The following is a 21591-nucleotide window of genomic DNA, read 5'->3' as shown; positions in this document are numbered from 1 at the left end:
GAGAGACCGCAATGGCTACCGCGCAAGGCAAGCATCACGACTACCACTTGGTCGATCCCTCTCCGTGGCCGGTGGTCGGCTCCATCTCGGCCTTCATCATGGCGGTCGGCGCGATCACCTGGATGCACCACATGGTCTCTGCCGCGCCGATCATCTTCGGTATCGGCACCGTCGGCGTGCTCTACACCATGGCGAGCTGGTGGGGCGATGTGATCAAGGAAGCCCAGTACAAGGGCGACCATACCCGGGTCGTACAGATCAGCCATCGCTACGGCATGATCCTGTTCATCGCCTCCGAGGTGATGTTCTTCGTTGCGTGGTTCTGGGCCTATTTTAACGCTGCGCTGTTTCCGGCCGATGCCGTTCACGCCACCCGTGACGCCGTGTTCGGCTGTGGTCTCGGCACCGCCGCCGGCGCCTGCTCGGTGCCGGGCACCTGGCCGCCGCATGGCATCGAGACCTTCGATCCCTGGCATCTGCCGCTGCTGAACACGCTGATCCTGCTCACCTCCGGCACCACAGTCACCTGGGCACATCACGCGCTGCTCGAGAACGACCGCCAGGGCCTGAAGTACGGCCTGATCCTCACCGTCCTCCTGGGCGCGACCTTCACCTGCGTGCAGGCCTATGAGTACAGCCACGCGGCGTTCTCGTTCGGCGGCAACGTCTACGGTGCGACCTTCTTCATGGCGACCGGCTTCCACGGTTTCCACGTGCTGGTCGGCACCATCTTCCTGCTGGTCTGCCTGTTCCGCGCCTATGCCGGCCACTTCACGCCGACGCAGCATCTCGGCTTCGAGTTCGCCGCCTGGTACTGGCACTTCGTCGACGTGGTGTGGCTGTTCCTGTTCCTGTGCATCTATGTCTGGGGACACGGCGCCGAGGCCATGGCTCACGGCGCGCACTGAGCCGCGTCCAATCGATCTGGAGAGGGCGGCCGCAGGGCCGCCCTTTCGCTTTCCATCGGCCGGGGGCCTCGGCTCAAACTGTGATAGGCTTGCGCGTCATGAACGAAACCGCCGGCACGCCTGAGATCCAGCCCACCGTCCTGCAGAGCGCACTGCGCGGGCTCGCCTGCAAATGCCCGCGCTGCGGCGAGGGCAAGCTCTATGCGGGCTTCCTGACGCTCGCACCATCCTGTAACCGTTGCGGCCTCGACTACGCCTTCATCGATGCCGGTGACGGTCCGGCGATCTTCATCATCATGCTGGCCGGCGCGATCGTGGTCGGCTGCGCGCTCGTCGTCGAGGTCAAATATCAGCCGCCGTACTGGCTGCATGCAGTGCTGTGGCTGCCGCTGATCCTAGCAACCACGCTTCTGCCATTACGCTCCATGAAATCGCTGCTGATCGCGCTGCAATTCCACCACAAGGCAGCACCTGGCCGGCTGGTCGACCGCGCGAAATGAACGAAGCCGCACGCAAGCCCCGCGTGGCCGGCTTCACGCTGTTCACGCTTCTGCTGACCGCGGTCTTCGTTGCACTCGGTGTCTGGCAATTGCAGCGCCGTACCGCCAAGCACGAGCTGATCGCCGCACTCACGGAGCGTCTCGCGGCCGCACCCGTCGCGCTGCCGCCGCCAGCGCAATGGGCCGCGCTGACGCCAGCGCGCGACGAATTTCGCCGCGTCAGCTTCACCGCAGCCTATGCGGCTGCGCCGGATGCGATGGTCTATTCGTCCGGCTCAGCCGTGCGCAAGGATGCCTCCGGCCCCGGCACCTGGGCCTTCCTGCCGGCGCGTCTTCCGAGCGGTGAGATCGTGGTGATCGATGCGGGCTTCGTCGAGAACACGATGCAGGAGCGCAGCGTCGAGGATCGCGCGGTGAAGAAGCTCGTCACCGGCGGCCCGGTCGCGCTCACCGGCTATCTGCGCTTTCCGGAAGCACCGGGATGGCTGACGCCGGCCGAGAACCGGGACAAGCGACTGTGGTTCGTGCGCGATCATCTGGCGATCGCTAGCGCGCTTGGCTGGGGCGCGGTCGCGCCGTTCTACGTCGACCTCGAGCAGCCGGCGCCCGAGAACAACATTCCACGTCCGGGGCCGCTGGACGTGAATTTGAAAGACGATCATCTGCAATACGCGATCACCTGGTTCGCGCTTGCAGGCGCGGTGCTGATTGCATTTGCGGTCTGGGTGCGTGGACGACGGCAGAGCGAAACGAATCCGTAAGTTCCCGGAAGGAACCCGGTATCGCCCGGTCTTTATTATTCAGCGCATATTCACGAGGGTGATCTTAAGCCGCCTCTGAATTTTTTCCGCGGCAAACAGGATTGCTGGCGTGCGCGATTTCGATCAGATGGGACTTGTTGTCGATTGGGTAGATGCCTGCCGCAAGGGTGACCTCGCGACGCTGCTCGACCTCTATGCCGACGATGCCGAGCTGCAGTGCACGTGCAACGGCAGGCATCTCTATCGCGGCCGGCGCGAGCTCGAAACCTATTGGGGACCGAAACTCAGCGCCTTCTCCTCGGCGGGCTTCGGCCTGGAGGAAATCCATCCCGCGCAGAACGGCATCGATCTCGAATATTCCGTCGCGGGCGCACTGCGCATCCGCGCCTCGTTTCGCTTCAGCGCGGAAGGCAAGATATACAGCACGCTGTGCGAGCCGGCGCAGCAGCGTCCGCACGATTGCGGCGCGTGCTAACTGGTGATCGCGTCGCGGACTTCGCCAAGCGGCAGGCGGCAGCGCACATAGGTTCGTTCGTCCGCCCGCAGCAGTGACAGCGATCCGCTGAGTGCGCGCACCCGTTCATGCATGCCGGTCAAGCCGCGGCCGAAGACATTGTCGGCGGGAAAGCCGCTGCCATCGTCCGAGATTTCGACCGCGAGGACATCGCCGGCAATCGCCGTCTCCACATGGGCGTTGCGCGCTCCGGCGTGGCGCAGCACGTTGGTCAATGCCTCCTGGGTCACGCGGTAGACGGTCTGGGCCAGCGGCCCTTCGAGCTCGTTGAGATCAGGATCGATCGTCGCAGTAAGGCCGATATGCGGCGCCTGCTTGCGAAAATTCCGCAGCAGCGTCTGCACGCTGGCCTCGAGTCCCAATTCCTCGATGTAGAGCGGCCGCAGCCGGTCGAGGATGCGGCGGTTGGTCTGCTGCAGCGCCTCGACCGATCGCATTACCTCCTGCACGGAGTTGCCGAGATTTCCCGTTTGCGGGGAGGCTTCGCTCAGCGCGATCGTGCCGGCGCGGATGCTGAACAGCAGCGGCCCAAGCTCGTCGTGCAGCTCGCGGGCGAGATCGCGCCGCTCATTGTCCTGCAGCGACACCAGGCGATGCAACAGGTCACGATTGTCCTGGCTCAATTGCACGAGTGTCGTTGCCAGCGCGTTGGCTTCCTCGCAGCTCTGCCGGATTTCCGGCGGGCCGGCGACCGGAATCGGCGTCGCATAATCGCCGCGCCGGATACGGGTGAGGCCCGCGCCGAGATCTTGCAGCGGACGCAGGGCCGAGCCTGCGAACGCGTAGGCAATGACCGCGGTCAGTCCCGCCAGCGCGACGACGAAGCCGGCGAGCGCCAGGAAGCCCGCCCATGTCTCAAACAGCGCAGCCGACAGATCGGGCGAGAACACGATGTCGCCGACGTGTTCCCCGCCGATGGTAACGGGGAATGCGATATGCAGGTCAGGGATGGTGAGGAGATCGATGAACCATCTCGGCGGGCTATGCGGACCCTGCAGAGGCCTCGGCGCAAACGGGGGAGAACCAGCTTCCGCGGAATGGAACTGGATATCCGACGATGCGTCCAGCATCCGGACAAAGTCGTCGAGAGTCCTGCGCGGATTCTCGGACGACCGCAGGACGCTGTTCAGGGCCTCGGCGACCGCCCGGGTCGATCGCTGTGCCGGCTCGTTCTCTTCGGCGAGCTGGCCGGTTGTGAAAACGTGCAGGAGAATGCCGCCCATCAGCAGAGCTGCGATGAACATTACGCCGAGCGGAAGAAACAGCTGGGTTCTGAAGGAGGGGCGGTGCCACATTAGGTCAATTCTAACGCGCATTGGCGGGATTTTCTCTTTCCATTTGTTCCCGCCGGTCTATGAGTCCAGAAAACAAGAGAGCGCGCGATGCAAGATACCGCCAAGCCGGCGACCAGGGTCCTGATCGTCGACGATCATCCCGTGGTGCTGTCCGGTTGCCGCACCCTTTTCGCATCCGACCATTCGATTCGGATCGACGAGGCGACCGACGCGAAATCAGGCCATCGTGCCTATGTCAGCAAGCGGCCCGACGTGACCGTGATCGACATCAGCCTGCCCGATGTTTCCGGCTTCGAGCTGATGCGCCGGATCCGCAAGGACGATCCGGACGCCAAGATCATCATGTTCAGCATGAACGACGATCCGGCCTTTGTGGTGCGCGCGGTGGAGCTGGGTGCGCAGGGCTACGTCTCCAAGGGTGACGATCCCCGGATCCTGCTCAAGGCCGTGCGCAAGGTGGTCGCGGGCGACAATTTCATCTCGCCGCAGCTCGCGGAGGCCGTGACGTTTTCGGGTGCCGCGATCAAGGCCAATCCGGCCTCGCAGATGACGCCCCGGGAGCTGGAAATTCTCCGCCTGCTCGGGCGTGGCAACAAGATCGTCGAGGTCGCCGAGGCGCTCGGCATCTCCTACAAGACCGTCGCCAACACCACGTCCCTGCTCAAGCAGAAGCTGGGGGCCAAAAACCACTCCGACCTGATCCGGATCGCGGTGGAAATCGGGATGAACTGACACCGTCAGGGACCGAACCGGTTGCTCCAGGATGCAGCCGGTTCGGCCGACGGATCGGTATCGCCATGCATCCGGGCAATGGTGGACAACGGCTGACACCTTCCGGCGACACAATGGGCCGGCGAGGCGTTCGTTCCTTGTCCGGTGCATCTATTCGGGAAAAAGGGGCAATAGGACCGGGCGCCGAGCAGCCTGATCGTTGGCCCCGCCGGGGCACATCGGGAAAAACAGGAACATTCGGCGTTGCGCGCCGTTTTTCTTCTTGACGATTTCGTGACGGGCGACGAAAGCTCGCTCAACGACTTTTGGGGCCGATGCCCCGACGCGGAAACCGGGTCTGCACACATCAACGACAGACCTTCCAAGAGAGGGGCTGCGGCATCGCCGCAGCCCTTTTTCGTTGGGCATGGTGCGGCCCCGCAAAACACTCTATGGTGCCGGAAGCCTCTGGCTATCAACTAGGAACATCGTGAAATCAAAGGCTTAAGGCCCGCATTCAGGTCGGGTCGGCCTTTGGAGGGCAGTTTGACTCGTTATATTTCGACCCGGGGCGAGGCCCCTGAGCTTGGCTTCTGCGACGTGATGCTGACCGGGCTTGCCCGCGACGGCGGCCTTTATGTGCCAGTGACTTGGCCGCAGCTTTCGGTCGAGACCATCGCCGGCTTCTTCGGCCGCCCCTATTGGGAGGTCGCGGTCGACGTCATCCGTCCCTTCGTCGGCGGCGAGATTTCCGACGCAGACCTCGGCCGCATGGCGAACGAGGCCTATGCCACCTTCCGTCATCCCGCCGTGGTGCCGCTGCGCCAGATGTCGCCGCATCAATTCGTGCTGGAGCTGTTCCACGGTCCGACGCTCGCCTTCAAGGACGTGGCGATGCAGCTGATCTCGCGGCTGATGGACCATGTGCTGGCCAAGCGCGGCCAGCGCACCACCATTGTGGTCGCGACCTCCGGCGACACCGGCGGCGCCGCGGTCGAGGCTTTCGCGGGTCTGGAGAATGTCGATCTCATCGTGCTGTTTCCGCACGGCCGCATCTCCGAGGTGCAGCGGCGGATGATGACGACGACCGGTGCCGCCAATGTCCATGCGCTCGCCATCGAGGGCAATTTCGACGACTGCCAGGCGCTCGTGAAGGGGATGTTCAACAACCATCGCTTCCGCGATGCGACCTCGCTGTCCGGCGTCAACTCCATCAACTGGGCCCGTATCGTCGCGCAGGTGGTCTACTACTTCACCTCCGCAGTCGCCGCCGGCGCACCGGCGCGCGCGGTGGATTTCATCGTGCCGACCGGAAATTTCGGCGATATTTTTGCAGGCTACGTCGCCAAGCGCATGGGTCTTCCCGTGCGGACCTTGCGTATCGCCGCCAACGTCAATGACATCCTCGCCCGCACGCTCAAGACCGGCATCTACGAGGTGCGCGAGGTGCACGCCACCGCCTCGCCGTCGATGGACATCCAGATCTCCTCGAATTTCGAGCGGCTGCTGTTCGAAGCCGGCAAGCGCGATGCGGCCGGCCTGCGCCGGCTGATGGATTCGCTGAAACAGTCGGGCCGCTTTGTCCTGCCCGACGCCACGCTCGCTGCGATTCGCGAAGAATTCGACGCCGGTCGCGCCGACGAGACCGAGACTGCGGCTGCGATCCGCGCCGCCTGGCGCGAGGCCGGCGAGCTCGTCGATCCCCACACCGCCGTGGCGCTCGCGGTTGCCGATCGCGATACCACCGACACGACCGTTCCCAACATCGTGCTCTCGACCGCACATCCCGCCAAATTCCCCGACGCCGTGGATGCGGCCTGTGGCCAGCGGCCGCAACTGCCGGCCTGGCTCGATGGTCTCATGACCAAATCCGAACATATGAAGGTCATGAAGAACGATCAGAGCGAGGTGGAGCGGTTCGTGCTGTCGGTCAGCCGTGCCGCAAAACAGGGAGTTGCCGGATGAGCGTCGAGATCTCCAAGCTTGCCTCCGGCCTGACCGTCGTCACCGACAACATGCCTCACCTCGAGACCGCCGCGCTCGGCGTCTGGGCCGGCGTCGGCGGCCGCGATGAGAAGCCGAACGAGCATGGCATCTCACACCTGCTCGAGCACATGGCGTTCAAGGGCACGACCGGGCGCTCCTCGCGCGAGATCGTCGAGGAGATCGAGGCGGTCGGCGGCGACCTCAATGCCGGCACCTCGACCGAGACCACGTCCTATTATGCCCGCGTGATGAAGGCCGACGTGCCGCTCGCGCTCGACGTGCTTGCCGACATCCTCGCCAATCCCGCCTTCGAGCCCGAAGAGCTCGAGCGCGAGAAGAACGTCATCGTGCAGGAGATCGGCGCGGCCCAGGACACGCCCGACGACGTCGTGTTCGAGCATCTCAACGAGCTCTGCTATCCCGACCAGCCGATGGGCCGCTCGCTGCTCGGCACTGCCAAGACCCTGCGCGCCTTCAACCGCGACTCGCTGCGCGACTATCTCTCGACGCATTACCGCGGGCCCGACATGGTGGTCGCGGCAGCGGGCGCCGTCGATCACATGCAGGTCGTCGCCGAGGTCGAGAAGCGCTTTGCCAGTTTTGACGCGACGCCGGGGCCGAAGCCGCAGGCAGCTCAGTTCGGCAAGGGCGGCGCCAAGGTCGTGCATCGCGAGCTGGAGCAGGCGCATCTAACGCTGGCGCTGGAAGGCGTGCCGCAGACGGATTTGTCGCTGTTCTCGCTCCAGGTCTTCACCAACATCCTCGGCGGCGGAATGTCGTCGCGGCTGTTCCAGGAAGTCCGAGAGAAGCGCGGCCTCTGCTACTCGATCTACTCGTTCCACGCGCCCTATACCGACACCGGCTTCTTCGGCCTCTACACCGGCACCGATCCCGCCGACGCGCCGGAGATGATGGAAGTCGTGGTCGACATCATGAATGATTCGGTCGAGACCCTGACCGAGGCCGAGATTGCGCGGGCCAAGGCGCAGATGAAGGCGGGCCTGCTGATGGCGCTGGAGAGCTGCTCCTCGCGCGCCGAGCAGCTCGCCCGGCACGTGCTGGCCTATGGCCGGCCGCAGACGGCGCAGGAGCTGGTGGCCCGGATCGACGCCGTCAGCGTCGAATCGACCCGCGATGCGGCGCGTGCACTGCTTTCGCGCAGCCGCCCTGCGGTAGTCGCATTGGGTAGCGGCAGGGGTCTGGACACGGCGGTGTCTTTTGCGGAAGGATTGACGAAGGCGCGCGCCAAGGCGCGGCTGCATTAGGAGCCGCGCAGGGCGACCCGCCCCGGGAAGCATCACCATGGCCCTCTTTCGCCTGCCATCCAGTGGACCTGCTGCTCTCGCCCCCCGCGGCAACGGATTGTTGCTGCGGGCGCCGCAGATGTCGGATTTCCTGCAGTGGGCGCATCTGCGCGAGACCAGCCGCGATTATTTGACGCCGTGGGAGCCGATCTGGCCGTCCGACGACCTGACCCGTTCCGGCTTCCGCCGCCGCCTGCGCCGCTATTCCGAAGACATCGCCGCGGACCGCTCCTATCCCTTTCTGATCTTCCGCGAACTCGACGGCGCCATGGTTGGCGGCATCACGCTCGCCAATGTCCGGCGCGGCATCGTCCAGGCCGGCACCATCGGCTATTGGGTCGGCCAGCCCAACGCCCATCGCGGCTACATGACCGCGGCGCTGCGGGTGCTGCTGCCGACGCTGTTTGGTGAGCTCAACCTGCACCGGGTCGAGGCCGCCTGCATTCCCACCAACGCGCCGTCGATCCGGGTGCTGGAGAAGTGCGGCTTCTCTCGCGAGGGACTGGCGCGCCGCTATCTCTGCATCAACGGGGTCTGGCAGGACCATTTGCTGTTCGGCCTACTGCACGAGGATTTTCGCGGCTGAACGCGCGCCAAAGTCAGCTTTTTCCTGCTTTGTTTTCTCGCCTTGGGATCGCCGATATTGGCGATATAAACCGCATCACACCGGCGATCCGCCGGCTTGTTGTCATGGAGTACAGGCGTTTATGAACGAGCTTCGCTCATTGCGGAAGTCGCTGCGGCGGGGTCCGGTGATCGCGCTGGCGCTGTCGGTGTCATTCGCTTCCATGTCGCCGGTCGCGGCGCAGTCGCTGACCGACCGCTTCAAGGGCCTGTTCGGCGGCAAATCCGACGAGCCGGCCAAGCCAGCGCCTGCGCCGGGCCAGCCGGCGGCCGATGACGACATCGATTGCCCGCAGGTCACGGTGCGCGCCGGAGCGTCCACCTACGGGGTCGGGGCGACAGGCAAGCCGGCCGTCGGCAACGATGTGCGCTTCCAGGCCTCGATCACCAAGATGGCGCGCGAATGCACCCGTAATGGCGCCGAGATCGTCGCGCGTATCGGCATCCAGGGCCGCGTCATCGCAGGCCCCGCCGGCGCGCCCAACTCGGTCGAGGTGCCCTTGCGCGTGGCCGTGGTGCAGGGCGGTGTCGGCGAGAAAGTGATCGCTTCGAAGGCCTACCGGACCACGGTCGAGATGTCCGAAGGCGGCAGCGTGCCCTTCACCTTCGTCGCCGAGGACCTGTCCTATCCGGTGCCTTCAGCCGCAGTCGCCGATACCTACATCTTCTATGTCGGCTTCGACCCGCAGGCGCTGTCGCCCGAGCCGAAGGCGCGGAAGAAGAAGTAAGCGGCTAAAGTTTTCAGCCGTCATGGCTGGGCTTGTCCCGGCCATCCACGTACCTGTTGCGCGGAAGCAAGTCGTGGATGCCCGGGACATAGGCGAGCGGAAGCGACGCCGTCCTTTGGACGGCTATGCCCGGGCATGACGATGAGGAAGCATCTTGCCCAACAAAAAAGCCGGCGCGTGGGCGCCGGCTTTTTGATTGATGGGGCTCTTACGCTCAGTTCAGCTTCTGGCGAACCTCGGTGATGCCCTTGGCGAGCAGATCGTCGGCGACCTGGCCCTTGACCGACTGCGACAGGATCGTGGAGGCGGCCTGGACGGCGGCTTCCGCGGCGGCGGCGCGAACATCGGCCACCGCCTGAGCCTCGGCGAGCGCGATCTTGCTCTCCGCGGTCTTGGTGCGGCGGGCGACGAAGTCTTCCACCTTCGCCTTGGCCTCGGTCGCGATGCGTTCGGCTTCGCTCCTGGCGTTGGCGATGATGTCGGCGGCCTCGCGCTCGGCCGAGGCGGTGCGCGCCTTGTAGTCGGCGAGCACCTTGGCGGCTTCCTGCTTGAGGCGCGTCGCGTCGTCGAGCTCGGCCTTGATGCGGTCGGCGCGATGGTCGAGCGCAGCCATCGCCTTCTGGAAGACCCCAAGATAGCCGAACACGACCATCAGGATCACGAAGGCGATGGCGACCCAGGTTTCAGGATCGAAGAACATATCGACTAACCCTTCAAGGACGCATCAACGGCGGCGTTGACCGACGCTGCATCCGGAACGACGCCCGTGAGCTGCTGCACGATGGTGCCTGCCGCATCGGCTGCGATGCCGCGGACGTTGCTCATGGCGGTCGCACGGGTCGAGGCGATGGTCTTTTCCGCCTCGGCGAGCTTGGCCGCCAATTGCTCTTCCAGCGCCTTGCGCTCGGCTTCCGCCTGCGCATTCGCCTTGTCGCGGGATTCGTTGCCGATCGCCTGTGCCCGCGAACGCGCCGAAGCGAGCTCGCCTTCATAGGCCTTCAGCGCCGCTTCGGACTGATCCTTCAGCGTCTGCGCCTCGGCGAGGTCACCCTCGATCTTGTTCTGACGCGCCTCGATCGCACCGCCGACCTTCGGCAGAGCGAGCTTGGACACGATCACGTAAAGCGCGACGAAGAAGATCGCGAGCCACACCAGCTGTGAAGCATAGGTGCTGCTCTCGAACGGCGGAAAACCGCCACCGTGACCGCCTTCGGCCTCGGTGTGGGCGCCCGCCGCCGGATTTTTCGCCCCGCCATGACTCTCAGCCATGGATTACTCCTGTTGCCGTCCTGCGCGCCGCTTCGGTTGAAGCGGCGCGAAAATTCGTCCTCAGAGCGGAACGAACAGCAGCAGCAGCGCGATCAGCAGGGAGAAAATGCCGAGCGCTTCGGTCACGGCGAAGCCGAAGATCAGGTTACCGAACTGGCCCTGAGCGGCCGAGGGGTTGCGAACGGCTGCGGCGAGGTAGTTGCCGAAGATCACGCCCACGCCGACGCCCGCGCCGCCCATGCCGATGCATGCGATGCCCGCGCCGATAAGTTTTGCTGCTGCCGGATCCATTTTAGACTCCTTGGAAGAAAGATTGGGTTTTGGGTGGAAATTCCCCGGACCGCTCAGTGTCCCGGATGAATGGCGTCGTTGAGGTAGATGCAGGTCAGGATCGCAAACACATAGGCTTGCAGGAACGCGACCAGAATCTCGAGAGCGTACAGCGCGACCGTGAGCGCCAGCGGCAGCACGCCGCCGAACCAGCCCAGCGCGCCGAGCGAGAAGCCGAGCATGGCGACGAAGCCCGCGAACACCTTCAGCGCGATGTGGCCGGCCAGCATGTTGGCGAACAGACGGACGCTGTGGGAGACCGGCCGCAGGAAGAACGACAGGATCTCGATGAACATCACCAGCGGCAGGATGTAGCCGGGGACGCCGTGGGGCACGAAGATCGAGAAGAATTTCAGGCCGTTCTTGGCGACGCCGTAGATCAGCACGGTGAAGAAGACCAAAAGCGCGAGCGCCGCGGTCACGATCAGATGGCTCGAGATCGTGAAGGTATAGGGGATGATGCCGACCAGGTTCGAGACGCAGATGAACATGAACAGCGAGAAGATCAGCGGGAAGAACTTCATGCCTTCCGAGCCGGCCGTCGAGCGGATGGTCGAGGCGACGAACTCGTAGGAGATTTCGGCGACCGACTGGAGGCGGCCGGGAACCAGCTGCGTGCCGCTGGCAAGCATCAGGAGCGAGATGATCGCGACTGCCACCAGCATGTAGAGCGACGAATTGGTGAAGGCGATCGTTTGATTGCCGATATGGCCGATCGTGAAGAGAGGCTCGATGTTGAACTGGTGGATCGGATCGATTTTCATCAGCGCGGCATCTCTTGGTCTGCCGGGCTAGCCGGCGTGTCTCGGTCTGCCGGCCGGGCCGGCCCGCACCGGCGAAGCCGGCGCGAAAATTCCTCTCCTGTTCGGATCGGCCTTAAGAACCACCGCGCCTGTTCTGACCCGCGCCCGCCGTTCTCACCACATTCACCACGCCGGCCACGAAGCCCAGCAGCAGGAACACGATAAATCCGAAAGGCGACGTCGACAGCAAGCGGTCGAAACCCCAGCCAATCCCCGCACCGACAACGACCCCGGCGACCAACTCGGAGGATAACCGGAAACCAAGCGCCATCGCCGAAGCTCTGGCCGCTTTGTCTTCACCGTCACCTGCGGGTTGCTCGGTCTTGATGTGGCGGTCGCGAAGTTCGGACAACCGCTGATCAAGATTTCCGAGCCGTTCGGAAAGCGCAGCTTCCTCGGGCGATCTATGCCGATCTCCATTCTCGCCGCGTCCCGTGTCCTGAGCCATGCCACGAAGACCCGAAACGCTGCGGTTGAATGGAAATCACGCCCGCCACCCTCAAAAGCCGCGCGGACCATACTGACCGCTCATAATCAAGTCAAGCCAAGTCACGATCGCGTCGTGTTCGTTTATGTATCTGATTTAATTGGCGATATTGCCTTGCGCGCCAGCGCTGCACACAGCGTGACGCCGCACCGCAGCAGCTCTCTGCGCGATCCGCCGAAATGGCCGACATTTCGCCGCGGCTTTCGGGATCAAAGGGGGCGCCGCCATCGTTGATATCGCGGACGCGGTTTTTGGCGGCGGATTCGAGGCGCGGGCGGTGCGCCGTCGCCCGCCCGGGTGTAGAATTTTGGGATGTGCCACCTGCGCGACGTGGCGGAGAGCGTGATGAGACCGGCGAAATCATCCACAAGATCATGGTGTGCTGCGGCGATCGTCGCGGTGACGACGCTCAGCGGCGGCCTGGTTGCCGCTCAATCAGCTCCCGACGGCGAAAACGGCCGCTACAGCATGACGCCGATCCCCGAGGGCGTGCTGCGGCTCGACACCCGCACCGGCACGGTCTCGACCTGCACCAGGAATGGCACCGGCTGGGCCTGCTATGCCGTGCCCGACGAGCGCTCGGCGTTCGATGCCGAGATCGGCCGGCTCCAGGCCGAGGTCGAGAAGCTGAAGGGTCAGCTCGCCGCCGGTCCGACTGTCTCCGGCAAGATCGATGAGGCGCTGCCGAAATCCGATTCCCTGAAGAAGGGCGAGCCAAAGGTCGCCGAGGGTGATCGGAAGATCGAGATCCCGCTACCCAGCGACCAGGATCTCGACCGCGCGATGTCATTCCTTGAGAAGGCGTGGCGCCGGCTGATCGACATGGCCAATCGCGTGCAAAAGGACGTGTCGGGGAGGATTTGACGTTGCGAGGTGCCGAGGGTGGGCAAAGGCGCGGAGCGCTGTGCCCGCCACCTTTGCCTCGTTGCGTGAATCGGTGGGCACGCTTCGCTTTGCCCACCCTGCGGCAGCTTCCGGGATGAGAGGATTTCGATGACATCAGCCAGATCGCAGACGCGCTCCACACCGTCGACGGTGCGCGCCACGAGCGTCAGCACCGCGACGCTGACAGTGCAGACTTCAGGCTGCGGCTTCATCGACCTCACGGCCGAGGCCGCGCGATTCATCGCCGACGTTCATGCGCGGGACGGCGCGCTGACGCTTTTCATCCGTCACACCTCGGCGTCCCTGACAATCCAGGAGAATGCCGACCCTTCCGTGCTCGTCGATCTCACGACCGTGCTGTCGCGACTCGCACCAGACGATGAAGATGCAGGCTGGACTCACGACACCGAGGGACCGGACGATATGCCGGCGCACGTCAAGACCATGCTGACGGGGACCTCGCTCCAGGTGCCGGTGCTGGGTGGAGCGCTCGCGCTGGGCACGTGGCAGGCGATCTATTTGATCGAGCATCGTACCCATCCGCATCGGCGCGAGGTCGTGCTGCAATTCGTCGGCGGCTAACAAAGCCCAGAGGCAAACCGGCCGCGGATCGCTCCGCGGCCGGCTTTTTGTCGTCGTCGTGCGACGCGACTACATCTTGGTGATGTCGACGTCCTTCGTCTCGGGGACGAAGAAGAAGCCGACCACGGCCGTGATCAACGCGAAGATCACCGGATACCACAGGCCGGAGTAGATATCGCCGGTCGAAGCGGTGATCGCGAAAGCGGTCGCGGGCAAGAGGCCGCCGAACCAGCCGTTGCCGATGTGATAGGGCAGCGACATCGAGGTGTAGCGGATGCGGGTCGGGAACAGTTCGACCAGCATCGCCGCGATTGGGCCGTACACCATGGTGACGTAGATCACGAGGATAAACAGCAGTCCGATCAGGGCCGACACCTGCGGACGGAAGATGTCGAACGGATTCGACATCTTGACGATGCCCGCGTCACCCGGCTTCGGGTAACCCGCCGCCTGCGTCGCCGCGGTGATTGCGGGGTTCGACGTCTTGGCGTCCGTGTAGGGCACTTCCTTGTCGTTGACGATGATCTTCACCGCGCCTGCCGGTCCCGGAACGGTCGTGTACTTCACCGACGAGAGGGCGAGGAAGGCGCGGGCGGTGTCGCAAGGCGCCGTGAAGACGCGGGTGCCGACTGGGTTGAACAGATCGCCGCAGCTTGCGGGATCCGCCACCACCTGCACCTTGATCGTCTCATAGGCCTTTTCCAGCGCCGGATTGGCGTTGGACGAGATCATCTTGAAGATCGGGAACAGGGTCAGTGCGCCGATCAGGCAGCCCGCCAGGATGATCGGCTTGCGGCCGATCCGGTCGGACAGCGCGCCGAACACCAGGAAGAAGCCGGTGCCGAGCAGCAGCGACCAGGCGATCAGGAGGTTGGCGGTATAGCCGTCGACCTTCAGGATCGATTGCAGGAAAAACAGCGCGTAGAACTGGCCCGTGTACCAGATCACCGCCTGGCCCATGGTCAGGCCGAACAGCGCCAGGATCACGATCTTGGCGTTGCTCCAGGTGGCGAAGGCTTCGGTCAGCGGCGCCTTGGAACCCTTGCCCTCGTCCTTCATGCGCTGGAACACCGGCGATTCGTTCAGGCGCAGACGGATCCAGACCGAGATGCCGAGCAACGCGACCGACACCAGGAACGGAATACGCCAGCCGCCCCAATAGGAGCCGGGTGCGCCGGCGAAGGCAGCCTCGCCCGTCGCGGAACGGGTGAACAGGATCACCAGCAGCGACAGGAACAGACCGAGCGTCGCGGTGGTCTGAATGAAGGAGGTGTAGTAGCCGCGCTTACCCTGCGGCGCATGCTCGGCGACGTAGGTCGCCGCACCGCCATATTCACCGCCGAGCGCGAGGCCCTGCAGCAGGCGCAGGCCGATCAGGATGATCGGAGCCGCGATGCCGATCTGGGCGGCACCCGGCAACAGGCCGACGATGAAGGTCGACAGACCCATGATCAGGATGGTGACGAGGAAGGTGTATTTGCGTCCGACGATGTCGCCGACGCGGCCGAACACGATCGCGCCGAACGGACGGACCAGGAAGCCCGCCGCAAAGGCCAGCAGCGCGAAGATATCGCGCGTGGCCTGGTCGAACATCGGCTTGCCGTCGGCGCCGGCGATGGTGAAGAACTGCGTGCCGATGATGCTGGCCAGCGATCCGTAGAGATAGAAGTCGTACCACTCGAAGACGGTGCCGAGGGACGAGGCGAGGATGACGAACCTCTCATCCTTCGTCATGCCGGTCGACCGTGCCGACGTTGCAGCAATTGTGGACATCGTGAATGCGCTCCCCGAAATTCGTTTCCTCGCGTCCCGGCTGTCCGGGCATGCCGGATCAACCTGGGTCTTACCCCCAAGGTAACATCGGCGTGAAACCGGCCCCAATACGACTTTCGGCCTTGCGCACTGACATGCAACTGACGGTGTGGATGTATAGTGCCGCGCCGCGGCGCACAGCTTGCGGATTAACCCCTTTCCCGCAAAGGAATAATGTGCCCTTGCATGCCAGGGCCGGTCGGGGAAGAATTGACCATTGCGCCGGTCCGGACTACTGGCGCTGACGTGAACGACAGCAAGAGATCGATGAGCGCTCCCTCCACCCATCTCGTCATTGCCGATGACCATCCGCTGTTCCGCGATGCGCTGCGGCAGGCGGTGGCCGGCGTCCTGAGCACGGCCAAGATCGACGAGGCCGGGTCGTTCGAGGATCTGACGAAACTCCTGGAACAGACCTCCGACGTCGACCTGGTCCTGCTCGACCTCTCGATGCCCGGCATCTCCGGCTTTTCCGGCCTGATCTATCTGCGTGCGCAATATCCGGCGATCCCGGTGGTAATCGTCTCGGCCTCCGACGACAGCGCCACGATCCGACGCTCGCTCGATTTCGGCGCCTCCGGCTTCATCCCCAAGCGGTTCGGCGTCGAGACGCTGCGCGACGCCATCCTCAAGGTCATGGACGGCGACGTCTGGGTTCCCGCGGATACCGATCTGTCAGCCGCTGCCGATCCCGACATGACGCGTTTGCGCGATCGCCTGGTGACGCTGACACCGCAGCAGGTGCGGGTGCTGATGATGTTGTCCGAGGGGTTGCTGAACAAGCAGATCGCCTACGAGCTCGGCGTCTCCGAGGCGACCATCAAGGCACATGTCTCGGCCATCCTGCAAAAGCTAGGCGTCGAGAGCCGCACCCAGGCGGTGATCGCGGCGGCCCGAATCGCCGGCGGCCAGTGGAAGCAGGGCACGCCGACGGGGTGAGCTCGCTACAGCTTCTTCAGGAGCGCGGTAGCAGCCCTGATATCAGCTGTCTCGGAACCGTGCGCGAAACCTTCGAGCGCTGATCGAAGCAATGGCTTTGCGTCCTTGCCGCGTTGCTGGTCAGCAAGAAGCTGCGCAAGATCAATCGCAGCCCGCAGCTCCCAGGCTTTCGCGCCCGTGCGGCGGCTCAGCTCCAGCGCTTCCCTGATGTGGCGTTCCGCTTCCTCGATGTTCGGCTGCGGCCGGGACAGCAGGACCTTGCCCTTCATGCGCAGCAGCTCAGGCATGTACAGATGATCGCCACTCCGTTCGACGAGACGGATCGCATCGTCGATCAGCTGCGCGCTCCGCTCGATTTGTCCGAGCGCGAGATGGCCGTGAACCAGTGCGATGTTGAAGGTGGTGGTGAGCAATTCGTAGCCGGACTCGTGGAGCTCCTGCAGGCAGCGTCCGATCGTCGCGACGCCACTCTCGGCGTCGCCGCGCCGGATCGCAAGCTCGCCTTTGACGCCTCGGCCGGCCGCGAGATAAGGCCCCATCGAGCGCGACGCGGCGTGCGCGATGAAGCGGTCGATGTTGTCGTCCGCAGCGGCGAAATCACCGGTCCAGAGATCGATCGAGACCGCCCAGATCAGGGCGATGCAGAGCGTGATCGGATGATCCATCTGCCCGGCCTCAGCGACCGTCTGCTGCGCCAGCTGCCGCGCCTGCGCCGGCCGGCCCTGCAGCCACAGTTCCCGCGCGAGTGAGATGCCGGCCCGGTTGCGATGGTCGAAACCGTAGACCGTGCTGATCCGCCCCGTGCCGGGACCGCGCCAGGCGGCCTCCAGCATCTTCAGCGCGTCCCGATGTTCGCCGCCCAGATGCAGCGAGACGCCGAGCAGCGACTGCGCGAGAGCGAGCGAGGCAGGATCGCCGAGTGCTTCGGCGACGACGAGGCTCTGTTGCGCATAGCCGAGCGCAGCCACGAACTGACCGATCCGCTCGTGGAAGATGTGCATCCGGCCGAGCAATTGCAGCTGGTTCGGTGCATCACCGAGCGTTTCCGCGATTGCAAGGGCCCGGGTCAGTGCGCCGCGCGCGGCTTCGCTGCCGCCGCGCGTGAACATCAGGGTCAATCCGAGCGCGGCTTGCAGATGCATCTCTTCAGTGCTGCCGCGCGAGGGAGGATCGATCGCCGCCAGCGCCCGCTCGGACCATCGCCGGCATTCGGTCAGCAATGACATTGCGAGAAAGATGGGTGCTGCCGCAGCGGCGAGCACAATGCCGATGCCGACGTCGCCGGTGGGGCCAAAGCACCAGTCGAGCGCGGCGCGCACATTGTGGAGCGCCGAGAAATGGATGGCGCGCTCGTCGGCGCTCGGTACCGTCGCCCATTTGGTGCCGGCCTGTTGCAGCCATCGCCCGTAATAGGTGGCGTGGCGGGCGGCGAGTGCCGATCCGTCGTCCTCGATCGCGAGCAGGTAGGCGCGCGTGGTGTCGAGCAGGCGATAGCGCATCATGGCGCCGATCGGTCGCGGCGCGACCATCGATTTGGCGACGAGGCTGTCGATGGCGTCGAACAGAAGCGCGCGATCGACCTTCTCGTCGGGCACGACCTCGAGCGCGGCGTCGATGGTGAAATGGCCGGCGAAAGCCGCAAGCCTGCGCAGCACGAGGCGTTCGATCTCGGACAGCAGTCCGTAGCTCCAGTCCAGCGTGGCCTGCAGCGTCTTCTGCCGCGGCGGCGCGGTGCGCTGCCCCTGCCAGAGCAGATTGAGGCGTTCGTCAAGCAGCGTTGCGGTCTGCTCCAGGCCATAGGCTTCGACCCGGCCGGCGGCGAGTTCGATCGCGAGCGCCATGCCGTCGAGCTTGCGGCAGATGCTCGCGGCGATGGCGGCATTGGAATCGTCGAGCGCGATCTGCGCGCCGCTCGCTTTTGCGCGTTCGAGGAAGAGCTCGAGCGCAGGATAGGTCCCGGCGTCTGCGGCCGTCAGTTCGGAATCCTCCGGCGGAACGCCAAGCGGCGCCAGCCGGTAGACCTGCTCGCCCTCGACGCGTAGCGCCTCGCGGCTCGTGGCGAGGATATGGACCTGCGGCGCGGCCTGAAAAATCTCGGCTGCGAGCGGTGCTGCCGTCGCCATCACATGCTCGCAATTGTCCAGCACCAGCAACATTCGCTTGTCGTGCAGATGCGCGAGCAAGGCCGGCATCGGATCGTCGGTCTGGGCCGGCAGTCCGAGCATCAGCAGCAGCGACGTGATCACGAGATCGGGATCGCTGAGCGCGGCGAGATCAACGAAGTGTGCGGCCTCCGCAAATGTCGCGAGCAGATCATGCGCGATCGCCAAGGCAACGGCCGTCTTGCCGACGCCGCCCGGACCGACGATCGTGACGAAGCGGAATGTGACGAGCGTGTCCGACACCGCGGCGACTGCGGCGGCGCGTCCGACCATCCGCTGCAATCTGTTAGGTAGTTTTACGGGCGGCAATTCCGCGCGCCGCGAACGGCGTGGCTCTGGCTGAACACCGGCTTGCGAGATCGGCGCCACAAAGCAATAGCCGCGGCCCGACAGCGTCGTGATGTAGCGGGCGCCGTCCTTGCCGTCGCCGAGCGCCTTCCGCAGCGCGGCGATATGGAATCGCAGATTGGTTTCCTCGACGCTCATGCCGGGCCAGACCAGGCCCATCAGGTCCCATTTGCTGACGACCTCGTTCGGCCGCGACATCAGCGCGATCAGCGTATCAAAACTCTTGGCGCCCATCGGCAGCACGACGCCGTCGCGCGTCACCAGCCTCTCATGCGGCGTTACGGTGAATGGCCCGAACGACAATGTTGCTGCCGCAGGCCCGGCCGGCTCGGTCATCACGAAATCTTGCTCATTTGCAGAACCGGATAGCCAGCGCGCAGCGATCCGGCAAGGCCGGCTTTGCATCGGCATCAGACCGGGCTTGCAAGCCTCTAACGGGTTCCCTGCCGGCCTCACAATATCTCACAACACTAAACGGGTCTCGCGGCGTGGCCGCTGATAGTCAGTTGCGTGACGGCAAGGAGACTCTCATGAGCCAAACCGAAAAATTGCTCTACACGGCCCGGACCCACACCGCGGGCGGACGCCAGGACGGCATGTCCCGCAGTTCGGACGGCCGCCTCGATGTGCGGCTATCGCCGCCGGGCGGCGCGGGCATCGGCACCAATCCCGAGCAATTGTTCGCGGCCGGCTGGTCGGCATGTTTCGAAGGCGCGATGGAGATCGCAGCGCGCAAGCGGAAAATCGTGCTTCCGAGCAAAAGCGCGATCGATGCGGAGATTGATCTTGTCCTCGACGAGGGCGCCTACGCGCTCAGAGCGCGCCTCGGTGTCAGCCTGCCCGGCCTCGATCGCGACGTCGCGCGCGATCTCATCGATGAGGCGCACCAGACCTGTCCCTATTCCAAAGCCGTTCGCGGCAACATCGACGTCACCGTCGATCTCATTTGAAGACTCCGACAACCATCAACGAGGCAGGAGATCATGACACAGATTATCGACCAGCATCGCCGCCAGTTCCTCGGCGTGGCCGCCGGGACCGTCGCCATCGGTCTCGGCGTGATCGACCTTGCGCGCGCCGAAACCGAGACGCCGCGATCCTCCGCAACCAACGCCTCCTTCGGCACGATCAAGCAGATCAATGCCGGTGTGCTGAACGTCGGCTATGCCGAAGCTGGCCCCGCGATGGGTCCGGTGGCGATCCTGCTCCACGGCTGGCCCTATGACATTCACAGCTTCGTCGATGTCGCCCCGATCCTGGCGCAGGCCGGCTATCGCGTCATCATCCCCTATCTGCGCGGCTACGGTTCGACGCATTTCCTCTCCAGCGAGGCGCTGCGCAATGGCGAGCCGGCCGCGCTGGCCGTCGACATCATCGCGCTGATGGATGCGCTCAACATCAAGAAGGCGGTCGTTGCCGGTTTCGACTGGGGCGCGCGCACCGCCGATATCATCGCGGCGCTGTGGCCGGAGCGCTGCCGCGCGCTGGTCTCGGTTAGCGGCTATCTGATCTCCAGCCAGGCTGCGGGCAACGCGCCGCTGCCGCCGGCGGCCGAGCTGCAATGGTGGTACCAGTTCTATTTCGCCACCGAGCGCGGTCGCGCCGGCTACGAGAAGTACACGCATGATTTCGCAAAGCTGATCTGGAAGCTGGCCTCGCCGCAGTGGAAGTTCGACGACGCCACCTTCGATCGCAGTGCGAAGGCCTTCGAGAACAAGGATCACGTCGCGATCACGATCCACAATTACCGCTGGCGGCACGGGCTCGCCAAGGGCGAGGCGAAGTACGAGGAGATCGAAAAGAAGCTCGCGGCAACGCCGGTCATCGACGTGCCGACGATCACGATGGAGGGCGATGCCAACGGCGCGCCGCATCCTGATCCCAGCGCCTACGCCAAGAGATTCTCCGGCCGCTACGATTATCGCCTGATCACCGGCGGCATCGGTCACAATTTGCCGCAGGAAGCACCGCAAGCCTTTGCCAAGGCCGTCATCGATGCCGACGGAGGCGCCTGAGCGCTCGTTCAAGACCTCGGTCCGGCGCGGGCCGGACCGAGGGCCGCGATCCCAGCTTGAAGAAGTGCGATGCCGTCCATCGAAACTGAAAAGAAAAGTCCTCCTATGCCCGCGGTCATCATGCTGACCGCGCTGCTGCTCGTTGTTCTCCTGACTTGCGTGCCGTATCTGGTCTCGATCGCGCTGGCCGAAGGCCCTGCGACGGCGGCTGCCTCGCCGATTTTCGGCGTGACGATCCCTGCCGGCTACAAGCAGTGGGAGCTGATCGCGCCGGCCGAAGAGGGGGCGCCTCTGAACGAGCTGCGTGCCGTCGTCGGCAACCAGACCGCCATCGATGCCTATCAGGATGGCAAGCTGCCATTCCCCGACGGCACTAGTCTTGTGAAGCGCGCCTGGAAGCGCACGCAGTCTCCCGACTTCGCATCCGCGACCATTCCGGGAGCTGCCACCACGGTGCAGGTCATGGTCAAGGACTCCAAGAAATATGCCGCGACCGGCGGGTGGGGCTTTGGGCGCTTCATCAACGGCAAGCCGGTTGACGAGGCGCAGCACCGCACCTGCTTTGCCTGCCATGAGGCTCATGCTAAGGACCATGACTACGTCTTCACGCGGCTCGCGCCCTGAGACG

At 64.6% G+C, this 21591-nt stretch carries 23 protein-coding genes; 15 read left to right on the top strand and 8 right to left on the bottom strand.

Annotation, left to right across the window (positions count from 1 at the left end; all coding sequences use genetic code 11):
• Positions 1–11: 11 nt before the first annotated feature.
• The 4 genes from FXB40_RS00565 to FXB40_RS00550 all read left to right on the top strand — a co-directional run bounded on the left by FXB40_RS00565 (position 12) and on the right by FXB40_RS00550 (position 2644).
• A complete protein-coding gene (locus tag FXB40_RS00565) occupies positions 12–908 on the top strand; it encodes a cytochrome c oxidase subunit 3 (RefSeq protein WP_148770118.1) in 897 nt (298 codons plus the stop codon).
• 98 nt (positions 909–1006) lie between these two features.
• The gene (locus FXB40_RS00560; protein WP_148770116.1) at positions 1007–1408 is read left to right on the top strand and encodes a DUF983 domain-containing protein; all 402 of its coding nucleotides are present in this window, start codon (positions 1007–1009) and stop codon (positions 1406–1408) included.
• The gene (locus FXB40_RS00555; RefSeq protein WP_148770114.1) at positions 1405–2169 is read left to right on the top strand and encodes an SURF1 family protein; all 765 of its coding nucleotides are present in this window, start codon (positions 1405–1407) and stop codon (positions 2167–2169) included. The genes FXB40_RS00560 and FXB40_RS00555 overlap by 4 nt, the downstream gene beginning before the upstream one ends.
• Positions 2170–2278: 109 nt before the next feature.
• A complete protein-coding gene (locus FXB40_RS00550; protein ID WP_148770112.1) occupies positions 2279–2644 on the top strand; it encodes a nuclear transport factor 2 family protein in 366 nt (121 codons plus the stop codon).
• Here FXB40_RS00550 and FXB40_RS00545 read toward each other — a convergent pair.
• A complete protein-coding gene (locus tag FXB40_RS00545; RefSeq protein WP_148770110.1) occupies positions 2641–3978 on the bottom strand; it encodes a histidine kinase in 1338 nt (445 codons plus the stop codon). The two genes, FXB40_RS00550 and FXB40_RS00545, sit on opposite strands and share 4 nt — an antisense overlap.
• Before the next feature lie 87 nt (positions 3979–4065).
• Between FXB40_RS00545 and FXB40_RS00540 the strand changes: the two genes are divergently transcribed.
• The 5 genes from FXB40_RS00540 to FXB40_RS00520 all read left to right on the top strand — a co-directional run bounded on the left by FXB40_RS00540 (position 4066) and on the right by FXB40_RS00520 (position 9331).
• Positions 4066–4710, top strand: a complete 645-nt coding sequence (locus FXB40_RS00540) for a response regulator transcription factor (RefSeq protein WP_148770108.1) — start codon at positions 4066–4068, stop codon at positions 4708–4710.
• 525 nt (positions 4711–5235) lie between these two features.
• Positions 5236–6654 (top strand): threonine synthase, encoded by a 1419-nt coding sequence (thrC, locus tag FXB40_RS00535; protein ID WP_187436572.1) that lies wholly within the window; start codon positions 5236–5238, stop codon positions 6652–6654.
• On the top strand, positions 6651–7940 hold the full coding sequence (locus FXB40_RS00530) for a M16 family metallopeptidase (protein WP_148770104.1): 1290 nt from the start codon (positions 6651–6653) through the stop codon (positions 7938–7940). The genes thrC and FXB40_RS00530 overlap by 4 nt, the downstream gene beginning before the upstream one ends.
• A 37-nt stretch (positions 7941–7977) precedes the next feature.
• Positions 7978–8565, top strand: a complete 588-nt coding sequence (locus FXB40_RS00525) for a GNAT family N-acetyltransferase (RefSeq protein WP_148770102.1) — start codon at positions 7978–7980, stop codon at positions 8563–8565.
• 121 nt (positions 8566–8686) lie between these two features.
• A complete protein-coding gene (locus FXB40_RS00520) occupies positions 8687–9331 on the top strand; it encodes a hypothetical protein (protein WP_148770100.1) in 645 nt (214 codons plus the stop codon).
• A gap of 214 nt (positions 9332–9545) precedes the next feature.
• Here FXB40_RS00520 and FXB40_RS00515 read toward each other — a convergent pair whose 3' ends face one another.
• The 5 genes from FXB40_RS00515 to FXB40_RS00495 form a co-directional block, all read right to left on the bottom strand.
• A complete protein-coding gene (locus tag FXB40_RS00515; protein ID WP_148770098.1) occupies positions 9546–10031 on the bottom strand; it encodes a F0F1 ATP synthase subunit B family protein in 486 nt (161 codons plus the stop codon).
• Between the two features lie 5 nt (positions 10032–10036).
• Positions 10037–10600, bottom strand: coding sequence for a F0F1 ATP synthase subunit B (locus tag FXB40_RS00510; protein ID WP_148770096.1), 564 nt, complete (start codon positions 10598–10600; stop codon positions 10037–10039).
• A 60-nt stretch (positions 10601–10660) separates the two neighbouring features.
• Positions 10661–10891: a F0F1 ATP synthase subunit C gene (locus FXB40_RS00505; protein ID WP_007599451.1), complete on the bottom strand. Its 231-nt coding sequence runs from the start codon at positions 10889–10891 to the stop codon at positions 10661–10663.
• A gap of 53 nt (positions 10892–10944) precedes the next feature.
• Positions 10945–11694 carry a F0F1 ATP synthase subunit A gene (locus FXB40_RS00500; RefSeq protein ID WP_148770094.1) on the bottom strand — a complete coding sequence of 250 codons (750 nt, stop codon included), beginning with the start codon at positions 11692–11694 and terminating at the stop codon, positions 10945–10947.
• Positions 11695–11806: 112 nt separating this feature from the next.
• Positions 11807–12181, bottom strand: a complete 375-nt coding sequence (locus tag FXB40_RS00495; protein ID WP_148770092.1) for an AtpZ/AtpI family protein — start codon at positions 12179–12181, stop codon at positions 11807–11809.
• Positions 12182–12565: 384 nt separating this feature from the next.
• Here FXB40_RS00495 and FXB40_RS00485 point away from each other — a divergent pair, with 384 nt between their 5' ends.
• Together FXB40_RS00485 and FXB40_RS00480 are read left to right on the top strand one after the other, a co-directional pair.
• Complete coding sequence (locus FXB40_RS00485; protein WP_187436571.1) at positions 12566–13084, top strand: hypothetical protein; 519 nt, start codon at positions 12566–12568, stop codon at positions 13082–13084.
• A 129-nt stretch (positions 13085–13213) separates the two neighbouring features.
• Positions 13214–13687 (top strand): secondary thiamine-phosphate synthase enzyme YjbQ, encoded by a 474-nt coding sequence (locus FXB40_RS00480; RefSeq protein ID WP_148770088.1) that lies wholly within the window; start codon positions 13214–13216, stop codon positions 13685–13687.
• A gap of 69 nt (positions 13688–13756) precedes the next feature.
• Here FXB40_RS00480 and FXB40_RS00475 read toward each other — a convergent pair whose 3' ends face one another.
• Positions 13757–15460, bottom strand: coding sequence for an MFS transporter (locus FXB40_RS00475; RefSeq protein WP_148770086.1), 1704 nt, complete (start codon positions 15458–15460; stop codon positions 13757–13759).
• Between the two features lie 306 nt (positions 15461–15766).
• On the opposite strand from FXB40_RS00475, the gene FXB40_RS00470 reads away from it, so the two are divergent.
• Positions 15767–16438: a response regulator gene (locus FXB40_RS00470; RefSeq protein ID WP_148770084.1), complete on the top strand. Its 672-nt coding sequence runs from the start codon at positions 15767–15769 to the stop codon at positions 16436–16438.
• A gap of 5 nt (positions 16439–16443) precedes the next feature.
• Here FXB40_RS00470 and FXB40_RS00465 read toward each other — a convergent pair whose 3' ends face one another.
• Positions 16444–19284 (bottom strand): ATP-binding protein, encoded by a 2841-nt coding sequence (locus FXB40_RS00465; RefSeq protein WP_148770082.1) that lies wholly within the window; start codon positions 19282–19284, stop codon positions 16444–16446.
• Between the two features lie 194 nt (positions 19285–19478).
• Here FXB40_RS00465 and FXB40_RS00460 point away from each other — a divergent pair, with 194 nt between their 5' ends.
• The 3 genes from FXB40_RS00460 to FXB40_RS00450 all read left to right on the top strand — a co-directional run bounded on the left by FXB40_RS00460 (position 19479) and on the right by FXB40_RS00450 (position 21587).
• A complete protein-coding gene (locus tag FXB40_RS00460; protein WP_148770080.1) occupies positions 19479–19898 on the top strand; it encodes an organic hydroperoxide resistance protein in 420 nt (139 codons plus the stop codon).
• Positions 19899–19931: 33 nt separating this feature from the next.
• Positions 19932–20963, top strand: coding sequence for an alpha/beta fold hydrolase (locus tag FXB40_RS00455; protein ID WP_148770078.1), 1032 nt, complete (start codon positions 19932–19934; stop codon positions 20961–20963).
• Positions 20964–21032: 69 nt separating this feature from the next.
• On the top strand, positions 21033–21587 hold the full coding sequence (locus FXB40_RS00450) for a cytochrome P460 family protein (protein WP_148770076.1): 555 nt from the start codon (positions 21033–21035) through the stop codon (positions 21585–21587).
• Positions 21588–21591 lie beyond the last annotated feature (4 nt).

The organism is Bradyrhizobium rifense (assembly GCF_008123425.1).
Classification (GTDB): domain Bacteria; phylum Pseudomonadota; class Alphaproteobacteria; order Rhizobiales; family Xanthobacteraceae; genus Bradyrhizobium; species Bradyrhizobium rifense.
Note: the sequence above shows the minus strand (reverse complement) of the source record. Positions and strands in the feature narration are given on the sequence as shown.

Coding starts and splice junctions, on each gene's coding strand:
- FXB40_RS00565 (WP_148770118.1), top strand. CDS start 12: ATGGCTACCGCGCAAGGCAAGCATCACGACTACCACTTGGTCGATCCC.
- FXB40_RS00560 (WP_148770116.1), top strand. CDS start 1,007: ATGAACGAAACCGCCGGCACGCCTGAGATCCAGCCCACCGTCCTGCAG.
- FXB40_RS00555 (WP_148770114.1), top strand. CDS start 1,405: ATGAACGAAGCCGCACGCAAGCCCCGCGTGGCCGGCTTCACGCTGTTC.
- FXB40_RS00545 (WP_148770110.1), bottom strand. CDS start 3,978: ATGTGGCACCGCCCCTCCTTCAGAACCCAGCTGTTTCTTCCGCTCGGC.
- FXB40_RS00540 (WP_148770108.1), top strand. CDS start 4,066: ATGCAAGATACCGCCAAGCCGGCGACCAGGGTCCTGATCGTCGACGAT.
- FXB40_RS00530 (WP_148770104.1), top strand. CDS start 6,651: ATGAGCGTCGAGATCTCCAAGCTTGCCTCCGGCCTGACCGTCGTCACC.
- FXB40_RS00525 (WP_148770102.1), top strand. CDS start 7,978: ATGGCCCTCTTTCGCCTGCCATCCAGTGGACCTGCTGCTCTCGCCCCC.
- FXB40_RS00520 (WP_148770100.1), top strand. CDS start 8,687: ATGAACGAGCTTCGCTCATTGCGGAAGTCGCTGCGGCGGGGTCCGGTG.
- FXB40_RS00515 (WP_148770098.1), bottom strand. CDS start 10,031: ATGTTCTTCGATCCTGAAACCTGGGTCGCCATCGCCTTCGTGATCCTG.
- FXB40_RS00510 (WP_148770096.1), bottom strand. CDS start 10,600: ATGGCTGAGAGTCATGGCGGGGCGAAAAATCCGGCGGCGGGCGCCCAC.
- FXB40_RS00505 (WP_007599451.1), bottom strand. CDS start 10,891: ATGGATCCGGCAGCAGCAAAACTTATCGGCGCGGGCATCGCATGCATC.
- FXB40_RS00500 (WP_148770094.1), bottom strand. CDS start 11,694: ATGAAAATCGATCCGATCCACCAGTTCAACATCGAGCCTCTCTTCACG.
- FXB40_RS00495 (WP_148770092.1), bottom strand. CDS start 12,181: ATGGCTCAGGACACGGGACGCGGCGAGAATGGAGATCGGCATAGATCG.
- FXB40_RS00485 (WP_187436571.1), top strand. CDS start 12,566: ATGAGACCGGCGAAATCATCCACAAGATCATGGTGTGCTGCGGCGATC.
- FXB40_RS00480 (WP_148770088.1), top strand. CDS start 13,214: ATGACATCAGCCAGATCGCAGACGCGCTCCACACCGTCGACGGTGCGC.
- FXB40_RS00475 (WP_148770086.1), bottom strand. CDS start 15,460: ATGTCCACAATTGCTGCAACGTCGGCACGGTCGACCGGCATGACGAAG.
- FXB40_RS00470 (WP_148770084.1), top strand. CDS start 15,767: ATGAGCGCTCCCTCCACCCATCTCGTCATTGCCGATGACCATCCGCTG.
- FXB40_RS00465 (WP_148770082.1), bottom strand. CDS start 19,284: ATGACCGAGCCGGCCGGGCCTGCGGCAGCAACATTGTCGTTCGGGCCA.
- FXB40_RS00460 (WP_148770080.1), top strand. CDS start 19,479: ATGAGCCAAACCGAAAAATTGCTCTACACGGCCCGGACCCACACCGCG.
- FXB40_RS00455 (WP_148770078.1), top strand. CDS start 19,932: ATGACACAGATTATCGACCAGCATCGCCGCCAGTTCCTCGGCGTGGCC.
- FXB40_RS00450 (WP_148770076.1), top strand. CDS start 21,033: ATGCCGTCCATCGAAACTGAAAAGAAAAGTCCTCCTATGCCCGCGGTC.